General features: G+C 69.2%; 19 protein-coding genes and 3 tRNA genes. 19 read left to right on the forward strand and 3 right to left on the reverse strand.

The genetic code is table 11. From position 1 onward, the window contains the following. The first annotated feature begins 12 nt into the window (after nucleotides 1-12). The 13 genes from CJ226_RS01010 (at nucleotide 13) to CJ226_RS01070 (ending at nucleotide 16,735) form a co-directional block, all read left to right on the forward strand. Complete coding sequence (locus tag CJ226_RS01010; RefSeq protein ID WP_025104413.1) at nucleotides 13-978, forward strand: ABC transporter permease; 966 nt, start codon at nucleotides 13-15, stop codon at nucleotides 976-978. Then, complete coding sequence (locus CJ226_RS01015; protein ID WP_102208064.1) at nucleotides 975-2,720, forward strand: ABC transporter ATP-binding protein; 1,746 nt, start codon at nucleotides 975-977, stop codon at nucleotides 2,718-2,720. Before CJ226_RS01010 ends, CJ226_RS01015 begins: the two co-directional genes overlap by 4 nt. Before the next feature lie 276 nt (nucleotides 2,721-2,996). Next, entirely contained in the window at nucleotides 2,997-6,500 is a 3,504-nt protein-coding gene (locus CJ226_RS01020; protein WP_025104411.1) for a DNA-directed RNA polymerase subunit beta, read from the forward strand. Nucleotides 6,501-6,587: 87 nt separating this feature from the next. Further along, nucleotides 6,588-10,463, forward strand: a complete 3,876-nt coding sequence (gene rpoC / locus CJ226_RS01025) for a DNA-directed RNA polymerase subunit beta' (protein WP_025104410.1) — start codon at nucleotides 6,588-6,590, stop codon at nucleotides 10,461-10,463. A gap of 182 nt (nucleotides 10,464-10,645) precedes the next feature. Continuing rightward, a complete protein-coding gene (locus CJ226_RS01030) occupies nucleotides 10,646-11,575 on the forward strand; it encodes a PfkB family carbohydrate kinase (protein WP_102208065.1) in 930 nt (309 codons plus the stop codon). 86 nt (nucleotides 11,576-11,661) lie between these two features. Continuing rightward, nucleotides 11,662-11,746: transfer RNA gene (locus CJ226_RS01035), tRNA-Tyr, on the forward strand. 72 nt (nucleotides 11,747-11,818) lie between these two features. After that, on the forward strand, nucleotides 11,819-12,310 hold the full coding sequence (locus CJ226_RS01040; protein ID WP_025104408.1) for an FBP domain-containing protein: 492 nt from the start codon (nucleotides 11,819-11,821) through the stop codon (nucleotides 12,308-12,310). Nucleotides 12,311-12,355: 45 nt separating this feature from the next. After that, nucleotides 12,356-13,156, forward strand: coding sequence for an enoyl-CoA hydratase/isomerase family protein (locus tag CJ226_RS01045; protein WP_062635745.1), 801 nt, complete (start codon nucleotides 12,356-12,358; stop codon nucleotides 13,154-13,156). 116 nt (nucleotides 13,157-13,272) lie between these two features. Beyond that, entirely contained in the window at nucleotides 13,273-14,307 is a 1,035-nt protein-coding gene (locus CJ226_RS01050) for a hypothetical protein (protein ID WP_102208066.1), read from the forward strand. After that, entirely contained in the window at nucleotides 14,307-15,101 is a 795-nt protein-coding gene (locus tag CJ226_RS01055) for an inositol monophosphatase family protein (RefSeq protein WP_062636069.1), read from the forward strand. Before CJ226_RS01050 ends, CJ226_RS01055 begins: the two co-directional genes overlap by 1 nt. Before the next feature lie 119 nt (nucleotides 15,102-15,220). Continuing rightward, the gene (locus CJ226_RS01060) at nucleotides 15,221-16,489 is read left to right on the forward strand and encodes a M23 family metallopeptidase (protein WP_102208067.1); all 1,269 of its coding nucleotides are present in this window, start codon (nucleotides 15,221-15,223) and stop codon (nucleotides 16,487-16,489) included. A gap of 68 nt (nucleotides 16,490-16,557) precedes the next feature. Continuing rightward, nucleotides 16,558-16,629: transfer RNA gene (locus tag CJ226_RS01065), tRNA-Thr, on the forward strand. Between the two features lie 32 nt (nucleotides 16,630-16,661). After that, a tRNA-Met gene (locus CJ226_RS01070) sits at nucleotides 16,662-16,735 on the forward strand. A 372-nt stretch (nucleotides 16,736-17,107) separates the two neighbouring features. Here CJ226_RS01070 and CJ226_RS01075 read toward each other — a convergent pair. Next, nucleotides 17,108-17,932 carry a type II CAAX prenyl endopeptidase Rce1 family protein gene (locus tag CJ226_RS01075; protein WP_257996427.1) on the reverse strand — a complete coding sequence of 275 codons (825 nt, stop codon included), beginning with the start codon at nucleotides 17,930-17,932 and terminating at the stop codon, nucleotides 17,108-17,110. 159 nt (nucleotides 17,933-18,091) lie between these two features. Between CJ226_RS01075 and CJ226_RS17940 the strand changes: the two genes are divergently transcribed. Continuing rightward, entirely contained in the window at nucleotides 18,092-18,250 is a 159-nt protein-coding gene (locus CJ226_RS17940) for a hypothetical protein (RefSeq protein WP_168429010.1), read from the forward strand. Between the two features lie 6 nt (nucleotides 18,251-18,256). Here the strand turns inward: CJ226_RS17940 and CJ226_RS01080 are convergent, their stop codons facing one another. Together CJ226_RS01080 and CJ226_RS01085 are read right to left on the reverse strand one after the other, a co-directional pair. Next, nucleotides 18,257-19,924, reverse strand: coding sequence for an MDR family MFS transporter (locus tag CJ226_RS01080; protein WP_102208068.1), 1,668 nt, complete (start codon nucleotides 19,922-19,924; stop codon nucleotides 18,257-18,259). Continuing rightward, entirely contained in the window at nucleotides 19,924-20,535 is a 612-nt protein-coding gene (locus CJ226_RS01085) for a TetR family transcriptional regulator (protein ID WP_102208069.1), read from the reverse strand. Before CJ226_RS01085 ends, CJ226_RS01080 begins: the two co-directional genes overlap by 1 nt. 175 nt (nucleotides 20,536-20,710) lie before the next feature. On the opposite strand from CJ226_RS01085, the gene CJ226_RS01090 reads away from it, so the two are divergent. Genes CJ226_RS01090 through CJ226_RS01110 form a run of 5 tightly spaced genes read left to right on the forward strand, consistent with a single transcriptional unit; the run spans nucleotide 20,711 to nucleotide 22,932 of the window. Further along, entirely contained in the window at nucleotides 20,711-21,148 is a 438-nt protein-coding gene (locus tag CJ226_RS01090) for an Asp23/Gls24 family envelope stress response protein (RefSeq protein ID WP_082802921.1), read from the forward strand. After that, a complete protein-coding gene (locus CJ226_RS01095; RefSeq protein ID WP_025104398.1) occupies nucleotides 21,145-21,336 on the forward strand; it encodes a DUF2273 domain-containing protein in 192 nt (63 codons plus the stop codon). The genes CJ226_RS01090 and CJ226_RS01095 overlap by 4 nt, the downstream gene beginning before the upstream one ends. Then, the gene (locus CJ226_RS01100) at nucleotides 21,333-21,674 is read left to right on the forward strand and encodes a hypothetical protein (protein ID WP_102208070.1); all 342 of its coding nucleotides are present in this window, start codon (nucleotides 21,333-21,335) and stop codon (nucleotides 21,672-21,674) included. Before CJ226_RS01095 ends, CJ226_RS01100 begins: the two co-directional genes overlap by 4 nt. Next, nucleotides 21,671-22,237: a hypothetical protein gene (locus CJ226_RS01105; protein WP_102208071.1), complete on the forward strand. Its 567-nt coding sequence runs from the start codon at nucleotides 21,671-21,673 to the stop codon at nucleotides 22,235-22,237. The genes CJ226_RS01100 and CJ226_RS01105 overlap by 4 nt, the downstream gene beginning before the upstream one ends. Further along, complete coding sequence (locus CJ226_RS01110; protein ID WP_102208072.1) at nucleotides 22,234-22,932, forward strand: hypothetical protein; 699 nt, start codon at nucleotides 22,234-22,236, stop codon at nucleotides 22,930-22,932. Before CJ226_RS01105 ends, CJ226_RS01110 begins: the two co-directional genes overlap by 4 nt. Nucleotides 22,933-22,940 lie beyond the last annotated feature (8 nt).

Genomic DNA, 22,940 nt, shown 5'->3' on the forward strand with positions numbered 1-22,940 from the left:
GGAGGCGCTCGCATGAGCATCGCCCTCCCACCCGCACAGGGGCCGTCCGCCGAGAGCGGCGGCAGCATCGACACCGTCGCCATCGCCCAGGCCGACCTCAAGGAGAGCGGCGGCGGGTTCTGGCGCGACGTGTTCCGCCGGCTCCGCCGCAATCCGACGGCGTGGATCGGCGCCGTCATCGTGCTCCTCTTCCTCCTCGTCGCGGTGCTCGCGCCGGTCCTCGCTCCGTACCCCGAGACGGCGCTCCCGGGGGCGAAGGAGATCACGCCTACGCACATCCCCGGCCCGGGCGAGCTGCCGCAGTTCCCCCTCGGTCTGGACCGGTTCGGCGGCGACGTGCTGTCCAAGCTCATCTGGGGCGCGCAGGCGTCGCTGCTGATCGGCGTGGTCTCCACCGCGATGGGTCTCGTCGGCGGCATGATCCTCGGACTCCTCGCCGGCACGTTCGGAGGCTGGGTCGACACCGTCATCATGCGCGTCGTCGACATCATCCTCTCGGTGCCGAACCTCCTGCTGGCGGTGTCGATCGCCGCGATCCTCGGACAGACGCCGTACGCCGTGATGATCGCCATCGGGGCCTCCCAGGTGCCGATCTTCGCGCGCCTGCTGCGGGCGTCCATGCTCCAGCAGCGCTCCAGCGACTACGTGCTCTCGGCGCAGACGCTCGGCCTCGGCCGCGGCCGGATCACGATGTCGCACGTCCTCCCGAACGCGATCGGGCCCGTGATCGTGCAGGGCACCCTGACCCTCGCGACCGCCGTGATCGATGCGGCGGCGCTGTCGTTCCTCGGTCTCGGCGGCGGCGGCCCCGCGACGGCCGAGTGGGGTCGCATGCTCACCTACGCGCAGGCAGAGCTGGCGATCGCCCCGTGGCTGGCGTTCCTCCCCGGCATCTGCATCGCCGTCACCGCGCTCGGCTTCACCCTGCTCGGTGAGGCGCTGCGCGAGGCCATGGACCCGAGGACGAGGGCACGATGAACATCCGCGACGAGGGCGCCGTGCGCGCCGCGAAGGAGAACGGCATGGCGGACCAGCCCCTGCTGTCGGTCGAGGGCCTGGCGGTGGACTTCGCCACCATGGACGGCGTCGTGCATGCCGTCGAGGGCGTCGACCTCGAGATCCGCCCCGGGGAGACCGTGGCGATCGTCGGCGAGTCCGGTTCCGGCAAGTCGACCACCGCGATGGCGATCATCGGGCTGCTCGCGGGCGGAGGGAAGGTGGCCGCCGGCAGCATCAAGCTCGACGGACGCGACATCTCCCGTGCCTCCGAGAGCGAGCTGCGATCGATCCGCGGACGGGATATCGGGCTCGTGCCGCAGGACCCCATGTCGAACCTCAACCCGGTCGCGAAGATCGGCACCCAGGTCGCCGAGACGCTGCTCGCCCACGGCCTCGCCACCCGGCAGAACGTGCAGTCCAAGGTCGTCGAGGCGCTGACCGCGGCCGGTCTTCCCGATCCGGAGCGTCGGGCCAAGCAGTACCCGCACGAGTTCTCCGGCGGCATGCGCCAGCGGGCGCTCATCGCCATCGGACTGGCGTGCAAGCCGCGGCTGCTCATCGCGGACGAGCCCACCAGTGCCCTCGACGTGACGGTGCAGCAGACCATCCTCGACCAGATCGGCGAGATGACGAGGGAGCTGGGCACCGCCGTGCTCCTCATCACGCACGACCTCGGTCTCGCCGCGGAGCGGGCCGAGCGCGTGATCGTGATGCACCGCGGCAAGGTCGTCGAGCAAGGGCCGGCGCGGCGGATCCTCGAGGACCCGCAGCACCCGTACACCCAGTCGCTCGTGAAGGCGGCGCCGTCGGTGGCGGTGGCCCGGCTCCGTCCGGAGGCCTTCGTCCGGGACGCTTCGACGGGCTCAGCAACCCAGGAGGACGCTTCGACGGGCTCAGCGACCCACAGTGAGTCTGGGTCCCTGAGCTCGTCGAAGGGCAACATCGTCGAGATCGAGAACCTCACGAAGGTGTACCCCGTGCGCGGCAAGCACGAGGACTTCGTGGCCGTCGACGACGTCTCGCTCGCGATCCCGCGTGGGGAGACCGTCGCGATCGTGGGGGAGTCCGGATCGGGCAAGACGACGACCGCGCGCATGCTGCTCAAGGTCATCGAGCCCACGAGCGGCCTCATCCGCTACGAGGGCAAGGACATCTCGACGCTGAGCCGTGCGGAGACGAAGGACTTCCGGCAGCGGGTGCAGCCGATCTTCCAGGATCCGTACTCCAGCCTGAACCCCATGTTCACGATCGAGCGCCTGATCGCGGAGCCGCTGGAGTTCTACAAGCGGGGGAGCGGGGCGGACCGGCGCAAGCGCGTGCGACAGCTCCTGGACGACGTCGCGCTACCGCAGTCGATGCTGCGGCGCTACCCGTCCGAGCTCTCCGGCGGGCAGCGTCAGCGTGTGGCGATCGCGCGAGCGCTGGCCCTCTCGCCGGACCTCATCGTGTGCGACGAGCCCGTGTCGGCACTCGACGTGCTCGTGCAGGACCAGATCCTGCGGCTGCTCGGCGACCTCCAGCGCGAGTACGGCCTGAGCTACCTGTTCATCTCGCATGACCTCGCGGTGGTGCGGCTCATCAGCGACTACGTGTGCGTGATGAAGGACGGGAAGCTCGTGGAGGCCGCGTCGTCGGAGGAGATCTTCACGAATCCTCGCGACCCCTACACGCGCCGCCTCCTCGCCTCGATCCCCGGCAACGAGCTCAACATCGCCTCCTGACCCGAGACCCCGGTTTCGGGTCGAAACCCCGCCCTGCCTCCGCGGCGAGGGCGGGGTTTCGGCGCCCAGGCGGGGTCTCGGCGGTCTCATTACCGCAGCATCGAAGATTGGTCAAGGATTGCGCTTGCCATGTCGCGAGATCGCGTCTATAGTTGGTAGTTGCGCTCGCTTCTCCCTGCCCTCATATGGTGGTCGGCATCTCGTGAGCTTCTGAGCGCACTCCACCTGACGACAAAGGAATCGAGAAGCCCTGCGGGGCTCACGGAGGTTATTCCCTTGGCTGCTGCTCCCAACGCATCCACATCCACCACCACCAAGAACGGACGCGGAGCTTCCCGTCTCTCGTTCGCCAAGATCTCCGACACGCTGACGGTCCCCGACCTTCTCGCCCTGCAGACCGAGTCCTTCGGTTGGCTGGTCGGCAACGACGCCTGGAAGGCGCGCGTGGCCGAGGCCAAGGCCGCCGGTCGCACCGACGTGAACGAGAACAGCGGTCTGGGCGAGATCTTCGAGGAGATCTCCCCGATCGAGGACCTCGGCGAGACGATGCAGCTGTCGTTCACGAACCCGTACCTCGAGCCCGAGAAGTACTCCATCGAGGAGTGCAAGGAGCGTGGCAAGACGTACGCGGCCCCGCTCTACGTCGAGGCCGAGTTCATGAACCACCTCACGGGTGAGATCAAGACCCAGACGGTCTTCATGGGCGACTTCCCGCTCCAGACCGACAAGGGCACGTTCATCATCAACGGCTCCGAGCGCGTCGTCGTCTCGCAGCTCGTGCGTTCGCCGGGTGTCTACTTCGACAAGACCCCCGACAAGACGAGTGACAAGGACATCGTCTCGGCGCGCGTCATCCCGAGCCGCGGTGCCTGGCTCGAGTTCGAGATCGACAAGCGCGACCAGGTCGGCGTCCGCGTCGACCGCAAGCGCAAGCAGTCCGTGACGGTCTTCCTCAAGGCGCTGGGCATGACCAGCGAGGAGATCCTCGAGGAGTTCGCCGGCTACACCTCCATCGAGGAGACGCTCGCGAAGGACACGATCGTCACCAAGGAAGACGCGCTGCGCGACATCTACCGCAAGCTGCGTCCGGGCGAGCAGGTGGCCGCCGAGGCCGCCCGCGCGCTGCTCGACAACTTCTACTTCAACCCGAAGCGCTACGACCTCGCCAAGGTCGGCCGGTACAAGATCAACCACAAGCTGGGTCTCGACACCCCGCTGACGGAGTCGGTGCTGACGGTGCAGGACATCGTCGCCACGATCAAGTACCTCGTGCGTCTGCACGCGGGCACCGAGGAGACCTTCGAGGGCATCCGCGGCGGCAAGAAGACCGAGATCCGCCTCGCGACCGACGACATCGACAACTTCGGCAACCGTCGCATCCGCGCGGTCGGCGAGCTCATCCAGAACCAGGTCCGCACGGGTCTGTCCCGCATGGAGCGCGTCGTCCGCGAGCGCATGACCACGCAGGACATCGAGGCCATCACGCCGCAGACCCTGATCAACGTGCGCCCCGTCGTCGCCGCGATCAAGGAGTTCTTCGGAACCTCGCAGCTGTCGCAGTTCATGGACCAGAACAACCCGCTCGCGGGTCTGACCAACAAGCGCCGTCTGTCGGCTCTCGGCCCCGGTGGTCTGAGCCGTGACCGCGCCGGCGTCGAGGTCCGTGACGTCCACCCCTCGCACTACGGCCGCATGTGCCCGATCGAGACGCCGGAAGGCCCGAACATCGGTCTGATCGGTGCGCTCGCGACCTTCGCGCGCATCAACTCGTTCGGCTTCATCGAGACCCCGTACCGCAAGGTCGTCGACGGTGTCGTGACCGACCAGATCGACTACCTGACCGCCTCCGAGGAGGTCGACTTCAACATCGCGCAGGCCAACGCGCCGCTCGATGCGAAGGGTCGCTTCCGCGAGAGCCACGTGCTCGCGCGCCCCAAGGGCGGCAGCGGTGAGGTCGACCTGTTCCTCCCGGAGGAGATCGGCTACATCGACGTCTCGCCGCGCCAGATGGTGTCGGTCGCGACCTCGCTCGTGCCCTTCCTCGAGCACGACGACGCGCAGCGCGCGCTCATGGGCGCCAACATGCAGCGTCAGGCCGTGCCGCTGCTCCGCAGCGACTCGCCGCTCGTCGGAACCGGTATGGAGGGCTACACGGCCATCGACGCCGGTGACGTGATCACCGCCGAGAAGGCCGGTGTCGTCTCCGAGGTCTCCGCGGACCGCGTCGTCGTCATGCTCGACGAGGGCGGCACGCAGGAGTACCACCTGCGCAAGTTCGACCGCTCGAACCAGGGCACCTCCTACAACCAGAAGGTCGTCGTCTCGGCCGGTGAGCGTGTCGAGGTCGGAGAGGTCATCGCCGATGGCCCCGCCACCGAGAACGGCGAGCTGGCCCTCGGGAAGAACCTCCTCGTCGCGTTCATGACGTGGGAGGGCTACAACTTCGAGGACGCCATCATCCTGAGCCAGGACCTGGTGAAGGACGACACCCTCTCGTCGATCCACATCGAGGAGTACGAGGTCGACGCCCGCGACACCAAGCTCGGCAAGGAGGAGATCACCCGTGACCTCCCCAACGTCAGCCCGGAGCTGCTGAAGGACCTCGACGAGCGCGGCATCATCCGCATCGGCGCCGAGGTCCGCCCCGGCGACATCCTCGTCGGCAAGGTCACGCCGAAGGGTGAGACCGAGCTGTCGGCCGAGGAGCGTCTGCTCCGCGCGATCTTCAACGAGAAGAGCCGCGAGGTCCGCGACACGTCGCTGAAGGTGCCTCACGGTGAGCAGGGCACGATCATCGCGGTCAAGGAGTTCAACGCCGAGGACGGCGACGACGAGCTCGGCTCCGGCGTCAACCGCCGCGTCGTGGTCTACATCGCCCAGAAGCGCAAGATCACCGAGGGCGACAAGCTCGCCGGCCGCCACGGCAACAAGGGTGTCATCGCGAAGATCCTGCCCGTCGAGGACATGCCGTTCCTCGCGGACGGCACCCCGGTGGACATCGTCCTCAACCCGCTCGGCATCCCGGGTCGAATGAACTTCGGCCAGGTCCTCGAGACCCACCTCGGGTGGATCGCGAAGCAGGGCTGGAAGGTCGAGGGCACCCCGGAGTGGGCCGCCAAGCTGCCGCAGCAGGCGTTCGAGGCCGCGCCCGGCACCAAGGTCGCCACCCCGGTGTTCGACGGTGCCAGCGAGGAGGAGATCTCCGGTCTGCTCGACTCGACGCTCCCGACCCGTGACGGCCTGCGCCTGATCGACTCGAGCGGCAAGACGCAGCTGTTCGACGGCCGCTCCGGCGAGCCGTTCCCGGCGCCGATCTCCGTGGGCTACATGTACATCCTGAAGCTCCACCACCTGGTGGACGACAAGATCCACGCCCGCTCCACCGGTCCGTACTCGATGATCACCCAGCAGCCGCTCGGTGGTAAGGCGCAGTTCGGTGGACAGCGCTTCGGCGAGATGGAGGTGTGGGCCCTCGAGGCCTACGGTGCGGCGTACGCCCTCCAGGAGCTCCTCACGATCAAGTCCGATGACATCCTCGGCCGCGTCAAGGTGTACGAGGCCATCGTCAAGGGCGAGAACATCCAGGAGCCCGGCATCCCCGAGTCGTTCAAGGTGCTCATGAAGGAGATGCAGTCGCTCTGCCTGAACGTCGAGGTCCTCTCGGCCGACGGCACGCTGGTCAACCTCCGCGACACCGACGACGAGGCGTTCCGCGCCGCAGAGGAACTCGGTATCAACATCTCCAGCCGCTTCGAGGCCGCCTCGATCGACGAGATCTAATCCTTCGACAGGCTCAGCCGTCCCCGCGACGGCTGAGCCGGTCGAAGCCCAGACTTCTCAAAAAGAATTTCCGACACAGGAGAACTAGTGCTCGAGTCCACAACCTTCGATGAGCTTCGCATCGGCCTGGCGACCGCAGACCACATCCGCGCGTGGTCCTACGGCGAGGTCAAGAAGCCCGAAACCATCAACTACCGCACCCTCAAGCCGGAGAAGGACGGTCTCTTCGGAGAGCAGATCTTCGGCCCGTCCCGTGACTGGGAGTGCGCCTGCGGCAAGTACAAGCGCGTCCGCTTCAAGGGCATCGTCTGCGAGCGCTGCGGCGTGGAGGTCACCAAGAGCTCCGTCCGTCGTGAGCGCATGGGTCACATCGAGCTCGCCGCTCCCGTCACCCACATCTGGTACTTCAAGGGCGTGCCCTCGCGCCTCGGCTACCTGCTGGACATGGCGCCGAAGGACCTCGAGAAGGTCATCTACTTCGCCGCGTACATGGTCATCTCGGTCGACGAGGAGGCCCGTCACCGCGACCTGGGTACCCAGGAGAACAACATCCGTCTCGAGCTGAAGACGCTCGGCGACCGCCGCGACGCGAAGATCGCGGAGCGCCTGGCCAAGCTGGAGGAGGAGCTCGCGGCCCTCGAGGCCGAGGGTGCCAAGGCCGATGCCAAGAAGAAGGTCAAGGACGCCGCCGAGAAGGAGATGTCGCTCATCCGCAAGGGTGCCGACGAGGCGATCCTGAAGCTGGAGCGCGTGTGGGAGGACTTCCGCACGCTCGAGGTCGGTGCCCTGCGCCCGGAGGACGACGTCTTCCACGAGCTGCAGGACCGCTTCGGCCAGTACTTCGAGGCCTACATGGGTGCCGAGGCGATCCAGCGTCGCCTGGCCGCGTTCGACCTGGCCGCCGAGGCCGAGAGCCTGCACCTGCAGATCTCGGAGGGCAAGGGCCAGCGCAAGATCCGTGCGATCAAGCGCCTCAAGGTCGTCAACTCGTTCCTCGAGACCGGCATGAGCCCGGCCGCGATGGTGCTCGACGTCGTCCCGGTGATCCCGCCGGAGCTGCGTCCGATGGTCCAGCTCGACGGTGGCCGCTTCGCGACCTCGGACCTGAACGACCTGTACCGCCGCGTGATCAACCGCAACAACCGTCTCCGTCGCCTGATCGACCTCGGTGCCCCCGAGATCATCGTCAACAACGAGAAGCGGATGCTGCAGGAGGCCGTCGACGCGCTGTTCGACAACGGCCGCCGCGGTCGCCCCGTCACCGGTACCGGCAACCGCGCCCTGAAGTCCCTGAGCGACATGCTCAAGGGAAAGCAGGGTCGCTTCCGCCAGAACCTGCTCGGCAAGCGTGTCGACTACTCGGGCCGTTCGGTCATCGTCGTCGGCCCGCAGCTCAAGCTGCACCAGTGCGGTCTGCCCAAGCAGATGGCGCTCGAGCTCTTCAAGCCGTTCGTCATCAAGCGCCTGATCGACCTCGGTCACTCGCAGAACATCAAGGCCGCCAAGCGCGCCGTCGAGCGCACCCGTCCCGAGGTCTGGGACGTTCTCGAGGAGATCATCCGCGAGCGTCCGGTGCTGCTGAACCGTGCACCCACCCTGCACCGTCTCGGCATCCAGGCGTTCGAGCCGCAGCTCGTCGAGGGCAAGGCTATCCAGCTGCACCCGCTCGTCTGCGCGGCGTTCAACGCCGACTTCGACGGTGACCAGATGGCCGTGCACCTGCCGCTGTCGGTCGAGGCTCAGGCCGAGGCCCGCGTGCTCATGCTCGCGTCGAACAACATCCTGAAGCCGTCGGACGGCCGTCCGGTCACCCTGCCCTCGCAGGACATGATCATCGGTCTGCACCACCTGACCACGGTCAAGGCCGGCGCCAAGGGCGAGGGCCGTGCGTTCGGCTCCGTCGGCGAGGCACAGCTCGCGTACGACGAGGGCACGCTCGACCTGCAGGCGAAGGTCCGCATCCGCATCCCGGGTCTGGCCTTCCTCGAGGGCGAAGCTCCCGAGGGCTACGAGAAGCACGGCCTGGTCGACGCTTCGCTGGGTCAGGCGATCTTCAACGACGCGCTGCCGAAGGGCTACCCGTTCGTGCGCGAGCAGGCCGACAAGGGCAAGCTGTCGCAGATCGTCAACAAGCTGGCCGAGGAGTACCCCAAGGTCGAGACGGCCGCCACGCTGGACCGCATCAAGGATGCCGGTTTCTACTGGGCGACCCGTTCGGGTGTGACCGTCGCGCTGAGCGACATCCTCACCCCGCCGAACAAGGCGGAGATCGTCGCGGGCTACGAGAAGCAGGCCGCGAAGGTCCAGTCCCAGTACGAGAAGGGCCTCACGACCGACGCCGAGCGTCGTCAGGAGCTCATCAAGATCTGGACCGAGGCGACCGACGAGGTGCAGGCCGCGATGAAGGCGCACTTCCCGGAGGACAACACCATCAACCGCATGGTGTCCTCTGGCGCTCGTGGTAACTGGCTGCAGATCCGGAACATCGCCGGTATGCGTGGTCTGGTGAACAACCCCAAGGGTGAGATCATCCCGCGTCCGATCATCTCCTCGTACCGCGAGGGTCTGTCGGTGGCGGAGTACTTCATCGCGACGCACGGTACCCGTAAGGGTCTGGCCGACACCGCTCTGCGTACCGCCGACTCGGGTTACCTGACCCGTCGTCTGGTGGACGTCTCGCAGGACGTCATCATCCGCGAAGAGGACTGCGGCACGTCGAAGGGCCTCGAGCTCCCGATCGCCGCTCCGAACTCGCAGGGTGAGCTGGTGCGCGACGCGAACGTCGAGAACTCGGTGTTCGCCCGTACGCTGGCCTCCGACGTGGTGAACGCGTCGGGCGAGGTCCTGGCCGCGGCCGGCGACGACGTGGGCGACGTGCTCATCGACAAGCTGGTCGCCGCGGGCGTGGAGACCATCAAGGTCCGCTCGGTCCTGACCTGCGACTCCGCCGTCGGCGTGTGCGCGCAGTGCTACGGCCGTTCGCTCGCGACGGGCAAGACCGTCGACATCGGCGAGGCCGTCGGCATCATCGCGGCCCAGTCGATCGGTGAGCCCGGTACCCAGCTGACGATGCGTACCTTCCACACCGGTGGTTCGGCGTCGGCGGATGACATCACGCAGGGTCTGCCCCGTGTGCAGGAGCTGTTCGAGGCGCGTACCCCCAAGGGTGCATCGCCGATCGCGGAGGCCGACGGCCGCATCACGATCGACGAGACCGAGAAGGCCAAGAAGGTCATCCTCACGCCCGACAACGGCGACGAGCCCGTCGTCTACCCGGTGCTGAAGCGTGCCACCCTCCTCGTCGAGGACGGCCAGCACGTCTCGGTCGGTCAGCCCCTGCAGGTCGGCACGCTCGACCCCAAGGAGGTCATGCGCGTCATGGGTGCCCGCGAGGTGCAGAAGTACCTCGTCGGCGGCGTCCAGGGCGTCTACCGCTCGCAGGGTGTGCCGATCCACGACAAGCACATCGAGGTCATCGTCCGCCAGATGCTCCGCAAGGTCACCGTCGTCGACCACGCCGACACGACCCTGCTGCCCGGTGAGATGGTCGACCTGAAGCGCTACCAGCAGATCAACCGCGAGGCCGTGGCCGAGGGCAAGCGCCCCGCGTCCGGTCGCCCGGAGCTGATGGGTATCACGAAGGCGTCGCTCGCGACCGAGTCGTGGCTGTCCGCTGCGTCCTTCCAGGAGACGACCCGCGTGCTCACGCAGGCCGCCATGGAGGGCAAGCGCGACCCGCTGGTCGGTCTCAAGGAGAACGTCATCATCGGAAAGCTCATCCCCGCCGGAACCGGTCTCTCGAAGTACCGCGACGTCACGGTCGAGGCCACCGAGGAAGCCAAGAGCGAGCGCTACCCGAACCGGATCTTCGCATCCGACGGCGCGTACGCGGACGGCGACTTCGGCTACGTCGACTTCGACGCGTTCTCGACGGACGACATCACCCCCGGTACCTACAACTGAGGTGTGAGTGAGTGAACGAAGGCCCCGGGGTTCTCCCCGGGGCCTTCGTCGTCCCTCGGCGCGGTCGGGGTGTGCATGGCTTCGGAGATCCGGCGCGGCGCGCCGCCGGTGGGCCTCATCCATCGGGGTGTCGGGTGTCATCTCCGAAGCTGTGACCGGGGCGGGCGCGGTAGGGTCGGCGAGTGACCACTGAGACTTCCCCCGGCGGCGCGGCCGTCGTCATCGGAGACGCCCTGATCGACGAGATCCGGGATGAGGCCGGCGTCCGCGAGTTCGTCGGCGGAGCCGCCCTGAACGTCGCGGTGGGGCTGCGCCGGCTCGGAATCCCCACGACGCTCATCGCGATGGTGGGGGAGGATGTCGCCGGCGCGCACATCCGCGAGTATCTGGCCGATCACGGCGTGCGGCTGATCGCGAGCGCGGCACCGCACGGGTCGTCGCGGGCCGTCGTCACGCGGGCCGCGAACGGCGAGCCGAGCTATGTCTTCAACCGCGCGGCCCAGGAGCGCACGATCCGGTACGCCCACGAGGCGAGGGCGGCCATCGCCGAGGCGGACATCGTCGCCGTGAGCTGCTTCCCCTTCGATGTCCCGGCCGAGGTCGACGCCCTCGCCGCCGCGGTGGAGGGTGCGCGGCTGGCGATCGACCCGAACCCGCGCACCGGCATGCTGTCCGACCGCGAGGAGTTCGTCCGCGGCTTCGAGCGGCTGGCGGCGCGGGCGGACCTGGTGAAGGTCGGCGCCGACGACGCCGCCGTGCTCTATGACGGCGACCTCGACGCCCTGCGCGCGCGGCTCCGGAACCTCGGAGTCTCCGCGGTGCTCGCGACGGCCGGGGCGGAGGGCGCGGTGCTCGAGTCGGACGCCGGGTCGGTCTCGGCGCCCATCTCGGCGCTGCCTGGTCGCGTGGTCGACACCGTGGGAGCGGGGGACGCGACACTCGCCGCTGTCGCCGCCGGGCTGGTGGAAGGCTCCCCGAAGGCGGCCGAGGGCTGGTCCGCCCTGCTCGAGCGCGCGATGGATGTGGCCGCCGCAACCTGCCGCGCCGAGGGCGGGCTGCTGCGCACACCGGAGTCGCTCGCCGCCGCCGACCGCGGCGTGTACGGAAGCTGACGCCTCGATTTCTCGCGCCCGCATCCGGCAGGTATGATTGTTCTTCGTGCCCCCGGTTGGCTGTTCAAGTCGGACGGGTGCGCTCTGGCGAGTTACCCAAGTGGCCAAAGGGATCTGACTGTAAATCAGCCGTCTTCGACTTCGGGGGTTCGAATCCCTCACTCGCCACCACGGAAGCCCCCGCTCGCGGGGGCTTCTCCCGTTCCCGGCCTCACCTCCGCGCCGAGTTCCTAGACTGGAGCGATGCGACCTCTCACCGAAGCCGACGTCCGGGCCTCGTTCGTGAACGCGGACGCCGACGAGCTGCGCGTCATGGAGATGCCGCACGACTTCCTCCTCGTGGACTGGGACTACCTCGACTTCTTCGCCTGGCGCGACCCGAGTGCCGGCAAGCGCGGCTACGTCCTCATCCCGCACGAGGGGCGTGTGGTCGGCGTGGTGCTGCGGGCGTCGGAACCAGGGCGCGGGCGCTCGGGCATGTGCAACATCTGCCACACGATGCAGCCGGGCAACCAGGTGGCGCTGTTTGCGGCGCGACGCACGGGAGAGGCGGGGGAGCGCGGCGACTCGGTCGGCACCTACATCTGCGCCGATCTGTCCTGCCACGAGAACGTACGCCTCGCGCATCCGCTCGCACCGAACGAGATCCGGGCGGCGGGACAGGTCGACTTCCGGCTCGATGGCACCCGGCGACGGATGGAGCGGTTCGTCGCTCGCGTCTGGGAGGGCGCCTGAGCGCGACTAGCCTGGAGGCATCCGCCTGTGCTCGAAGGAGAAGCCATGAGTGATGCCATCCTGTTCGCCGTCGACGAGGGGCTGGCGCGGCTCACGCTCAACCGTCCGACCCGCCTCAACGCCTTCAACGCCGATCTGGCGTACGCCTGGCGGGATGCGACCGTCGAGGCGACGTCGCGCGACGACGTGCAGGCCATCCTCATCGACGCGGCGGGACCGGCGTTCTGCGCGGGCGGTGACGTGATCGACATGGCGACGACCATGGGGTCGTCCGGGGCGGAGATCACCGCGCTGGCGGAGGTCATCAACACCGGAATCCGCGCGCTCACGGAGTCGAGCGTGCCCGTGGTCGCCGCGGCGCACGGGACGACGGCCGGTGGCGGACTCGGCATCCTGCTTGCCACGGACTACGCGGTGGTGGGCTCGCGGTCGCAGCTCGGGAGCCTGTACGCGAACATCGGCCTCACTCCCGACCTCTCCGTGTCGGCGCAGCTCGCGCGGGCCGTGGGTCAGCGCCGCGCCCTCCAGCTCGTGCTGCAGGACCGCCTGCTCACGGCCGCGGAGGCCCTCGACTGGGGGCTGGTGGCCGAGGTCGTGGAGGGCGAGGACGGCAGGACGGAGGCCGGCCTGGTCCGTGCGCGGGCCGAGGAGGTCGCGCGGTTCTGGCTCGCCGGGGCCGCCGACGCGTACGGCCAGGCCAAGCGGCTGGTGCGGTCGCAACCGGAGCGCACCTTCGCCGATCAGTTGAGCGAAGAGGCCCGGTCCATCGGTGCCGCCCTGGAGACCCCGGACGCACAGGCGCGGGTCGCAGCCTTCGCGGCGGCTTCCGCGAAGAAGGCCGGCTGACCCTTCCTCCCCAGATCGCGGTCCGTTCCCGATCTCCTTCGGACTCGAGGGAAGCCGGAACAAGCGGGCCCGCGCGTGGCAGGATGAAGGCATCGCCGCTCGACGAGAGGATCCCCATGTCCCATCCGGACACCGCCCGGCTGCAGCCGCAGGGTGACAAGAAGAACATGTCGCTGCTCATCAGGGGCTCGCTGTGGGTCGCGATCGGCGCCCTCATCGCCGCGGCTCTGGTCTGCGTCGTATGGGTCCTGGTCGGCGATCAGAACGGCCTCATCGGTCGCGCCTTCCTCACGATCCTCCTGCTCGCCGCCTTCGCCGGGATCGCCATCCTCGAAGCGGGGCTCGCGACGAACCGTCCGGACTGGCTCCAGCTCGCGAGCATGGTCACGTGGGTCATCGCGCTCCTCGTCGGCCTCGTGAAGATCTGGCTCCCGGAAGACGGGCTCTACTTCGGTGCGGAGCGCTTCTTCCAGCTGCTGCTCGTGATCGGGATCCTGCAGCTCGCACTGCTCCATGTGCGGCTCTTCACCCGTGCCGCGCAGCGCCACGTCACGACCTTCACGAAGGTGATCCACATCGTGACGATCGTCTTCCTCGGCGCCCTCGTCGCCCTGCTGGTCTTCTTCCTCGCGTTCCCCAACACCTTCGACTACACCGAGCTGTACTGGCGCATCGTCGTCGCCCTCACGATCCTCGTCGCCGTCGGCACCACGCTGATTCCGCTGCTCAACGCCCTGTTCGCGCCGAAGAAGGCTCCTGCCGCCCGGCCCGTCGCCTCCGCACCGTCCTGGCCGACCTACGCCGACGGGATCACGCCGCTCCCGGCTCTTCCCGACGGAAGCCCGGACTGGAACGCCTATTACACGGGGTACCCCTCGGCGGCTCCCCAGGCCCTGGGTCAGGCGGCCGCCGCGGGGTTCTCCGTGGCGACCCCGCCCCTGGCGCCCACCGCTCCGGCCCTCCCGGACTTCGCGGCGCCTCCCGCTCCTGGCCCTGTGCCTCCCGCGCCCGACCTGCCGGCGCCGCCGCAGCCGGCGTCGCCCTCGTCGGCACCTGCGCAGCCGGCGCCGCCGCAGCCCGCTCCGCCCGCCCAGGGCGAGCCCCCGGCCTTCCCGCCGCCGCCGCCCGCGCCCTCGCACCCGGCGCCGTGATCGACGCTCTCGAGCTCAGCGCGCTGGCGACGGAGATCGCCGAGGAGGCGGGTGCGCTCGCCCGCACCCGACGCCGGGAGGGCGTCCGGCTCGCGGCCACCAAGTCGACGCTCGCCGACATCGTGACCGAGGCGGACCGCGAGGTGGAGGCGCTCATCCGCGAGCGACTGCGCGCGGCGCGGCCGGCGGACGGCTTCCTCGGTGAGGAGTCGGGGGCGGCCACCGGCGACAGCGGCATCACGTGGGTGGTCGACCCGATCGACGGCACGGTGAACTACGCCTACGGCATCCCCGCGTACAACGTGAGCATCGCGGCCGTCAGCGGTCCGCCGGAGCCTGACGCCTGGGTGGCGCTGGCCGCCGCCGTGCACGCGCCCGCTGTGGGCGAGACCTTCACCGCGGCACGCGGGCACGGTGCCTGGTCGGACGGCGTCCGGCTCGCGGTGACCGCGGTGACCGACGCCGGGGCACTCCTGGCGACCGGGTTCGGCTACGACCCGGCGACGCACGACGGCGACCTCGCGACGGTCCGCCGGGTGATGCCCATCGCCCGGGATCTCCGCCGTATGGGATCGGCGGCCCTGGACCTGGCCTACGTGGCGGCGGGCCGATTGGACGGATACTTCGAGCGCGGCCTCAAACCGTGGGATCACGCGGCGGGTGCCCTGCTCGTCCAGGAAGCGGGTGGGCGCGTGAGCCGGATCGATCGGGAATCGCCGCGGCCCTTCCTGATCGCGGGTGGCGTGACCGTGCACGACCGACTCCGGGATATCCTCGATGAGGAAAAACCCTGACCGATCCATGGCTTTCACAGGAGGATCGGGGTAGTGTTTACCCGATCGTTACTTTCACCACCCGAAGGTGAGAGTTGTCATTGCGCCCCCGAGCATCACGAACGACCGAGAGATTAGCTTTGCCCTTCGAGAACCCCCAGGCTGCCGCTGCGCCCACGCGCCGGTCCAGCCGCCCTCGCACTGCGGCCTCCGAGGCCTCGGCGAGCGGGTCGACGGCACCCCTCGCTGACGCGGAGACCGTGATCGCCCTCGCTGCTGTCATCCCCCTGTCCCGTCGCGCCGCGCGTCAGCGTCAGGCCGAGGTGCCCCCGGTACCGCTCGCACCCGAGGAGCCCTTCATCGCCGCGGCTGCGCCGGCCATCGCCGATGTCCCCGCGGTGCCCGTCGTCGCCAAGATCGTCGAGAAGTCCGAGGACACGGTCCCGGTCGAGGACATCGCCCCGGCATCCGAGCCCTTCGTCGCCGAGGCTGACGCCGAGGGCGACGCCTTCGAGCGCGCCTCCCGCGCCTTCCGTGAGACCGGCTCCATCCCGACGCCGTCGGCGTCCCGCCGTTCGACTTTCACTGCGAACGCCGCATCGCAGGCCGCGCCGAAGATCGACACCGCCGGCCTCGCGGCCGTCGGCCCTCGCCGCACCCGCCGCATTCGCAAGACCCTCGCCGCCGGTGCCACCGTCGGCGCGATGGGGCTCGCCGGACTCCTGGCCGTGTCCATGACCCTGCCCGCGGAGGCCGTCGCGGCCGCCCAGGGCGGATCGCTCGCCTCGACGTCCCTCGTCACCGCGGCCGCCGCCGATGCGGCAGGCTCGGCGGACGACGAGATCCAGGCCTTCGTCGCGCCGTCCGGTGTGCAGAACGAGCCGCTCTCTCGCGCCGACAACTTCAGCACGGTCTCCCTCGTCGAGGTCGCCGCCGAGCAGGGCATCAACTACTCCGGTGAGATCTTCACGAACGACCCGGACGCCGCCATCCAGTGGCCGTTCCTCGTCGGCGTGGGTATGAGCTACGGCTACGGCATGCGCAGCGGCCGCCTCCACGAGGGCATCGACTTCGTGCCGGGCAACGGTGCGCCCATCCAGGCGATCGCCGACGGCACCGTCCGCATCGCGACCGAGCAGGGTGCCGCCTACGGTGTCACGGTCTACATCGACCACGTCATCGACGGCTCGGTCATCACGAGCCACTACTCGCACATGCAGTACGGCTCGCTGCAGGTGAAGGCGGGCGACAAGGTCAAGGTCGGCGACATCGTCGGCAAGACCGGTAACACCGGCCGCTCCTACGGGGCGCACCTGCACTTCGAGCTCATCGTGAACGGGACGACCATCGACCCGATGCCGTGGCTCAAGAAGAACGCCGGACGCACGTCGCTCACCTCGGAGGAGTGACCGTCTCGATTTCATGAGGACGCCACAAGGATGGTATTCTCGTGTGGTTGCCCCGCGAGGGGCAGCACGCCCCGATAGCTCAGTGGCAGAGCACTTCCATGGTAAGGAAGGGGTCGTCAGTTCAATCCTGACTCGGGGCTCGGAGTTCGCATCTGCGATGCGGATGCCGTGCGGCAGGGTAGCTCAGTTGGTGAGAGCGCACGACTCATAATCGTGAGGTCGCGGGTTCAAGCCCCGCTCCTGCTACAGATGAAAACCCCCGGAACCTTCCGGGGGTTTTGTCGTTTCCGACCTCCGTGCCGGGATACCGTCCTCACCCCGCGCGGAGCGTCCGAGAGTGTGTGACGCGTCGGCCTCCCAGCTGGCCACCGAGATGGCGAGCATCGAGGGACGAGGTCAGCCGTGTCTGCGCCCGATCGCCGTGCGACCATCGTGTTCCGGGACGCCCGGCGAGCCCTGGAGGAGGCCGTCGCGGAGGGTTGCGGCCACGGCCTCGGGCTCGATACGCCGCGCGCCGCAGGAGTCGTGGGACGTATTGGTCGCCGGAGGGTACGGGCGCGCGCTGCTGACCGGCGCCCTCGCCGGGGCACTCGCCGGGCTGCGCCGTGATGCGGGACGTCAGTGCGGGGGAGCGAAGGTGTCGCGTGCGGAGGTGCCGACCCGCCCGCGGATGAAGATCATCAGCACGAGACCCGCGACGATCACGACGATGTTGCCGAGCCCCGCGACGGCCGTGAGCCCACCCTCGGCGGGGTACAGCGTCTGCAGGAAGATGCTCGGATCGGTGCTCGCGTGGAGGAGGATCGGGGCGATGATCGTCCCCGTGACGCGGAGCGCGAGGTACATGCAGATGCCGAACGCGAAGGTGTAGACGAGCTGAAAGGCCGTCGGCAGCAGGTCCTGCCCGGTCAACAGGTTCCCCGCATGGAGAGCGGCGAAGACCGCCGCCGAGACGACCGCGACGACGAGCTCGCGCGCGCCCGCATCACGCATCAGCTTCACGACGAGTCCGCGAGTGAGAACCTCTTCCGCGAAGCCGATGGCGAGTCCCGCGAGCAGCCATGTCGCCACCGCGTCCAACCCTACGCGGCTGTAGTCGACCGTGAGGAAGCGGAGGATGTTGAACACCAGCACTGCGGCGACCGCGACCCACATCCACCCGGCTCCGCGGATCGGCTGGCGACCGAAGACCGGTCGCCACCACCGGACCGATGCGATGAAGGCGACCAGCAGCAGACCGCCGACGAGGATCGGCAGGGTGTCATAGACGAGGACGCCCGCCGCGCTGTTGGGGTCGTCGACCCGGGCGGACAGCGGTAGGAACGCGAGCGAGAGCGCCTGGTAGAGCCCGTAGTACACGGCGGCGAGCAGGAGCGCACGCCACCAGCCCCCGCGGTCCCAGAAGTTCTGCCAGGCGGAACGGTGGGGGGCGGTCTCGATCACGGATGCTCCTCGACGGGAAAGGGCTGGACAGCTCTAGTGTGGCGGCTCCGTGTCGGGCGGGCAGGCGCTCGGCCTGCGACACGCCGTGTCAACCCCCTCTGCGGGAGGCCGTGCGTCCGCGCAGACTAGCGGTCCGGATCCCCAACGTCAGGAGGCGCCATGTCCGACACGTCGAACAGCCAGGACAACCAGGAGGAGATCGAGGCCATCGGCGTCGACCCCGACTTCGTCACCACCGACCACGACCCCGAGCCCGACGAGCTTCCGGCGACGGGCGGCGGGGAGGACGACGACGTCGACGTCGCCGACCTCCCCTAGCGCGGGCTACCTGCCTGTGGGCGCCGAGCCGGTCTCTCCCGGCTCGGCGTCCGTGCGTCCGGCATCGCCGCGCCCTGCCGAGCGGAGTTCGGCCTCCAGACGCTCGGCCTCCTCGCCGCTGATCGCCTCACCACGGGCCACGAGCCCGGCCTGGTCCGACAGCGGGATCTGCTTGAGGAACAGCGACAGGATGAGCGCGAGCGCGATGAAGGGCACGAGGTACCAGAACACCGGGGCGAGCGCGTCCGCGTACGCCGTGACGATGCCGTCGCGCACCTCGTCCGGCAGGCTGTTCAGCGTGGCGGGGTCGATCGTGGATGCGGCCTGGGACGCGGCCTCGGGGGATGCCCCGGCGCCGGCGAACACGCCGAGGAGGTTCTCCGTCAGCCGCGTGGTGAAGATCGTGCCGAACACCGCGGTCCCCAGCGAGGCGCCGACCTCGCGGAAGTAGTTGTTCGTGCTCGTGGCGGTGCCGATCTCGCCTGCCGGGACGGCGTTCTGCACGACGAGCACGACGACCTGCATGATGAGGCCGAGCCCGGCGCCGAAGACGAACAGGAACGCGCAGATCAGCCAGATCGGCGTCTCCGCCGACAGGGTGGTCATGGCGACCATCGCGATGCCGGTGATGATGGTGCCGAGGATCGGGTAGATCTTGTACTTCCCGGTCTTCGAGATCGCGATGCCGGAGAAGATCGAGGTCCCCATGAGGCCCACCATCATCGGGATCATCAGCAGCCCGGACGCGGCGGCGGACGTTCCGGACGACATCTGCAGGAACGTCGGGACGAAGCCGATCGCCGCGAACATGCCGATGCCGAGGACCAGGCCGATGGCGGTGGCGTTCACGAAGATCGGGTTGCGGAAGAGGCTGAGCGGGATGATCGGGTCCTGCACGCGGGACTCGGTGATGACGAACGCCGTCGCCGACACCACGAGCCCGGCGCCCCAGGCCCAGGTCGCCAGGGAATCCCAGCCGAACGCGGCGTCGCCGCCGAAGTCGGTGAAGAAGATGAGGCACGTCGTGGCCGCGGACAGGAAGAGCACGCCGAGGATGTCGATCGGCTTCTCCGCCTTCTTGCTGGGGAGCTTCAGCGCCACGAGGGCGATGAGGAACGCCCCGATGCCGACCGGGATGTTGATGTAGAACGCCCACTGCCAGGTCATGTGGTCGACGAAGAAGCCGCCGAGGAGCGGTCCGGCGACCGCGGAGAGGCCGAACACCGCGCCGAGCGGGCCCATGTACTTGCCGCGCTCGTTGGCCGGCACGATGTCGGCGATGATCGCCTGCGAGAGGATCATGAGCCCGCCGCCGCCGAGACCCTGGAGGGCGCGGAAGACGACGAACATCCAGAAGTCCGACGCGAACGCGCAGCCGACCGAGGCGAGCGTGAACAGGGCGATGGCGACGAGGAACAGCGATCGTCTGCCCAGCACGTCGCCGAACTTGCCGTAGATGGGCATGACGATGGTGGTGGCCAGCAGGTAGGCCGTGGTGATCCAGACCTGATGGTCGACGCCGCCGAGCTGGCCGACGATGGTGGGCATCGCGGTCGACACGATCGTCTGGTCGAGGCTCGCGAGCAGCATGCCCGCGATCAGGGCGCTGAAGATGATCCAGATGCGGCGCTTCGTCAGGAGGAAGGGCGCATCCGCGGTGGCGGTGGCGGACATCAGTGGGCTTTCTGTGAAGGGGAGTAGAGGTCGCGCGCGAGGCGCAGCCGGCGGGTGATGAGGTCGGCGAACGGTTCGGTGGAGTGGTGGTGCAGCAGCTGCTCCATGCACAACCGCACGAGCGCGCCGACGGAGTGGACGAGCACCTCCGCGCGCAGCTCCGCGTCCGGCTCCGCGCCGAGGCGGCGGGCCACGAGGGCGATGTCGCGGCGCTCGTGCTTCTCCTGCTGCTCGAAGGCGGCCCGCAGCAACCGCGGCTCCTGCTCGATGACGGCGAACAGCTCCGCGGCGTGCTCGATGGGATCGAAGAGGGCGAAGCGTTCGATGGTGAGCTGCACGAAGTCGTCCAGGAGATCGCCCTCGCGGTCGAGGAAGGCCGCTTCGAGCTCCTCCTGGCGGGAGTCGATGACGGCGAAGCCGAAGACGGCGTTCTCCTTGCTCTCGAAGTAGTTGAAGAACGTGCGCCGGGAGACCCCGGCGTCGGCGCACAGCTCCTCGACGGTGAAGCCGGCGAAGCCCCGCTCGGTGGTCAAGCGGCGCGCGGCTTCGGTGAGCGCGCGCGTGGTCCGACGCTTGCGCTGCTCCCGTGTGGATTCTGCACTGTTCTCCATAAAGTGCAACTTTGCACTCTGAACCTTGGAGTGCACTGAGAGTCGCCGCCGAGAGGCGAGCCGAAATTCGTTCGGAGAAGTTTGTGACATTCTGTGCTCCCCGACCGTCTTAGTGGTGTCGTGAGAACACGGCCCGCGCGGGAACCGCGTGGTCACACGGATGAAGGAGCTCGAGATGGCGAACGTGACTGGGGGCACCCAGCCCAAGGCTCAGGTCGTTCCGGCGGCGCAGGGGGCGGCGGGGAAGACCACGATCGAGGATGCGGTGGTCGCGAAGATCGCCGGCATCGCGGCACGAGAGGTGGACGGGGTCTACGCGCTCGGCGGCGGCGCCGCACGCATGATGGGCGCCATCCGCGACGCCCTCAACACGACCGACCTCGCGCAGGGGATCAGCGTCGAGGTCGGCGAGACGCAGGTGGCCGTCGACGTGACGATCGTGGCGGAGTACCCCGTGTCCCTGCAGAAGGTGGCCGACCAGGTGCGGGCCGCGATCCACCGGGCCATGGTGGAGCTGGTGGGCATGGAGGTCGCCGAGGTGAACGTGACCGTCAACGACGTGCACATCCCCTCCGAGGACGACGACGAGGCTCCGGAGGCGCGAGTCCAGTGAACGCCTCGGTGATCGGCGGAGCTGCGGCGACGGTGCTCGCGCTGACCTGGATCGTCTGGGGGTTCTGGGCGTTCCTGCTCGTCACCCTCGCGATGCTCGTCGGTGCGGTCGTCGGCCGCATCGTCGACGGTCGCCTGGACGTGCGGGCGCTCGCCGACGTGGTGCGCGGGCGGCGATCGTCCTCATGAGCGTCGCAGTGACGGACGGGCCGACGACCGTGGCGGGGGCCACGGTCGTCGAGGCCCGGGCGCTGCATCGGCTCGCGCTGGGGATCGTCCGCGATGTCGCCGGAGTCGGCACGGGAGACGCGAGCGTCGACCTCGCCGACAGCCGCGGCGACCTGCGAATCTCCGTGGCGGTCCCGGTCGTCCTGGGGAGCCGCGCGGGCGGTCCCGTGGCGGTCCGCGCCGACGCCGTGCGCGACGCGGTCGTCCGCGGGATGCGCGAGCTGGCGGCCCGCCGCGTGGGAGCGGTGGACGTGCGTTTCACCGGAGTCCGGCGTGAGGAAGAAAGGAGAGTGGCATGACGGCGAACACGACGACGTCGCGGCGACTGCTTCGTCGAGAGGCGAGGGCGACCCGCCGGGGCCCGGCGATCGCGCTCGCGGTCGTCCTCGTGATGCTTCTCCTCGCTCTGCTGGGCGCGGTGGTCGCCGGGACTCTCGACGCGGGGTTCCGCGCGCAGGTCACCGGATGGCTCACGCCCGTCACGGCTTCCGCCGCGGCGCCTGCGGTGATGATCGCCGCCGGGGCCGTGCTCGTGGTCGTGGCGCTGCTCCTCCTCGGACTCGCCGTGCTTCCCGGTCGGCGGGCCCGTCGCACGCGCCTCGCCGCACGGGCCGCGCTGGTGATCGACGACGGGGTACTCGCCGACGCCATCGCCGACGGCACGGCGCGCCGGATCGGCGTGCAACGCGGCCAGGTGCGCGTGACCGTGGGACGACGCACAGTGCTGATCCGGGTCACGCCCACGAGCGGGGTCCCGGTGGATGCGGCCGCCGCGGGAGACGCGGCCCTGCGCGTGCTGGACGAGGCCGGATTCCGGCTCTCGCCGCGGGTGCAGGTGGCACGGGAAGGAGTGATCGCATGACGTCGGCAGGGACCGTCGCGAACCGGATCGTCCTCCTCGGAGGAGCCGCGATGCTTCTGGGCGGGGGCGTCGTCCTCCTCGCTGCGGGACTGCGGGGCGCGGGGGCGCTTCCGGCCCCCGCCGAGGATGTGCTCGCCGAGGCCGACGGTGTCGTGGCGTGGTCGGGGGCCTGGGGCCTCGACATCCCCGGTGCGGGCTTCGTGCCGCTGTGGGCGCTCGCGGGGCTCGCCGCCGCGGTGCTGCTCGTCGTCCTCCTCCTCGCGTTCCTGCTCACCCGCAGGCCGCGGCGGGAGCGCACCCTTCTCCGGCTCGTCGGTGAGGGCGGCACGACCACCGTCGACCGGAGTGTGGCGGAGCAGCTGCTCGCAAGCCCCCTCGCCGATCGAGCGGACGTGCTGGCCGCCCGGGTGACAAGCCGGAAGGCCGGCCGCGAGATCGCTCTCGGCCTCGTGGTCACTCCACGTCCCGGCGCGGCCCTGGGGCAGGTGCTCGCCGCCGCCGACGCGGTCGTGCAGGAGTGGGACGCCGTCACCGGGACGCGGATGCCGGTCATCGTGCACATCGCGGACCGCGGCTGGCGGGAGCTCTTCCGCTCCCGGCAGCGGATGCGCCGTTCGCTGGTGGCCGGAAAGAGTACGGCGGCGCGTGAGCCGCACAGCACACAGACATCGACCCCGACCGTCGGGGTCGTGTGAGGAAAGGA

The sequence above is a fragment of the Microbacterium sp. UMB0228 genome (assembly GCF_002871415.1).
Taxonomy (GTDB): Bacteria; Actinomycetota; Actinomycetes; order Actinomycetales; family Microbacteriaceae; genus Microbacterium.

Bases quoted from the DNA above. Each gene is read 5' to 3' on its own strand.
- CJ226_RS01040 (WP_025104408.1), top strand. From the start codon at position 11,819: ATGCGACCTCTCACCGAAGCCGACGTCCGGGCCTCGTTCGTGAACGCG.
- CJ226_RS01110 (WP_102208072.1), top strand. From the start codon at position 22,234: ATGACGTCGGCAGGGACCGTCGCGAACCGGATCGTCCTCCTCGGAGGA.
- CJ226_RS01085 (WP_102208069.1), bottom strand. From the start codon at position 20,535: ATGGAGAACAGTGCAGAATCCACACGGGAGCAGCGCAAGCGTCGGACC.
- CJ226_RS01010 (WP_025104413.1), top strand. From the start codon at position 13: ATGAGCATCGCCCTCCCACCCGCACAGGGGCCGTCCGCCGAGAGCGGC.
- CJ226_RS01050 (WP_102208066.1), top strand. From the start codon at position 13,273: ATGTCCCATCCGGACACCGCCCGGCTGCAGCCGCAGGGTGACAAGAAG.
- CJ226_RS01015 (WP_102208064.1), top strand. From the start codon at position 975: ATGAACATCCGCGACGAGGGCGCCGTGCGCGCCGCGAAGGAGAACGGC.
- CJ226_RS01100 (WP_102208070.1), top strand. From the start codon at position 21,333: ATGAGCGTCGCAGTGACGGACGGGCCGACGACCGTGGCGGGGGCCACG.
- CJ226_RS01045 (WP_062635745.1), top strand. From the start codon at position 12,356: ATGAGTGATGCCATCCTGTTCGCCGTCGACGAGGGGCTGGCGCGGCTC.
- CJ226_RS01080 (WP_102208068.1), bottom strand. From the start codon at position 19,924: ATGTCCGCCACCGCCACCGCGGATGCGCCCTTCCTCCTGACGAAGCGC.
- CJ226_RS01090 (WP_082802921.1), top strand. From the start codon at position 20,711: ATGGCGAACGTGACTGGGGGCACCCAGCCCAAGGCTCAGGTCGTTCCG.
- CJ226_RS17940 (WP_168429010.1), top strand. From the start codon at position 18,092: ATGTCCGACACGTCGAACAGCCAGGACAACCAGGAGGAGATCGAGGCC.
- CJ226_RS01105 (WP_102208071.1), top strand. From the start codon at position 21,671: ATGACGGCGAACACGACGACGTCGCGGCGACTGCTTCGTCGAGAGGCG.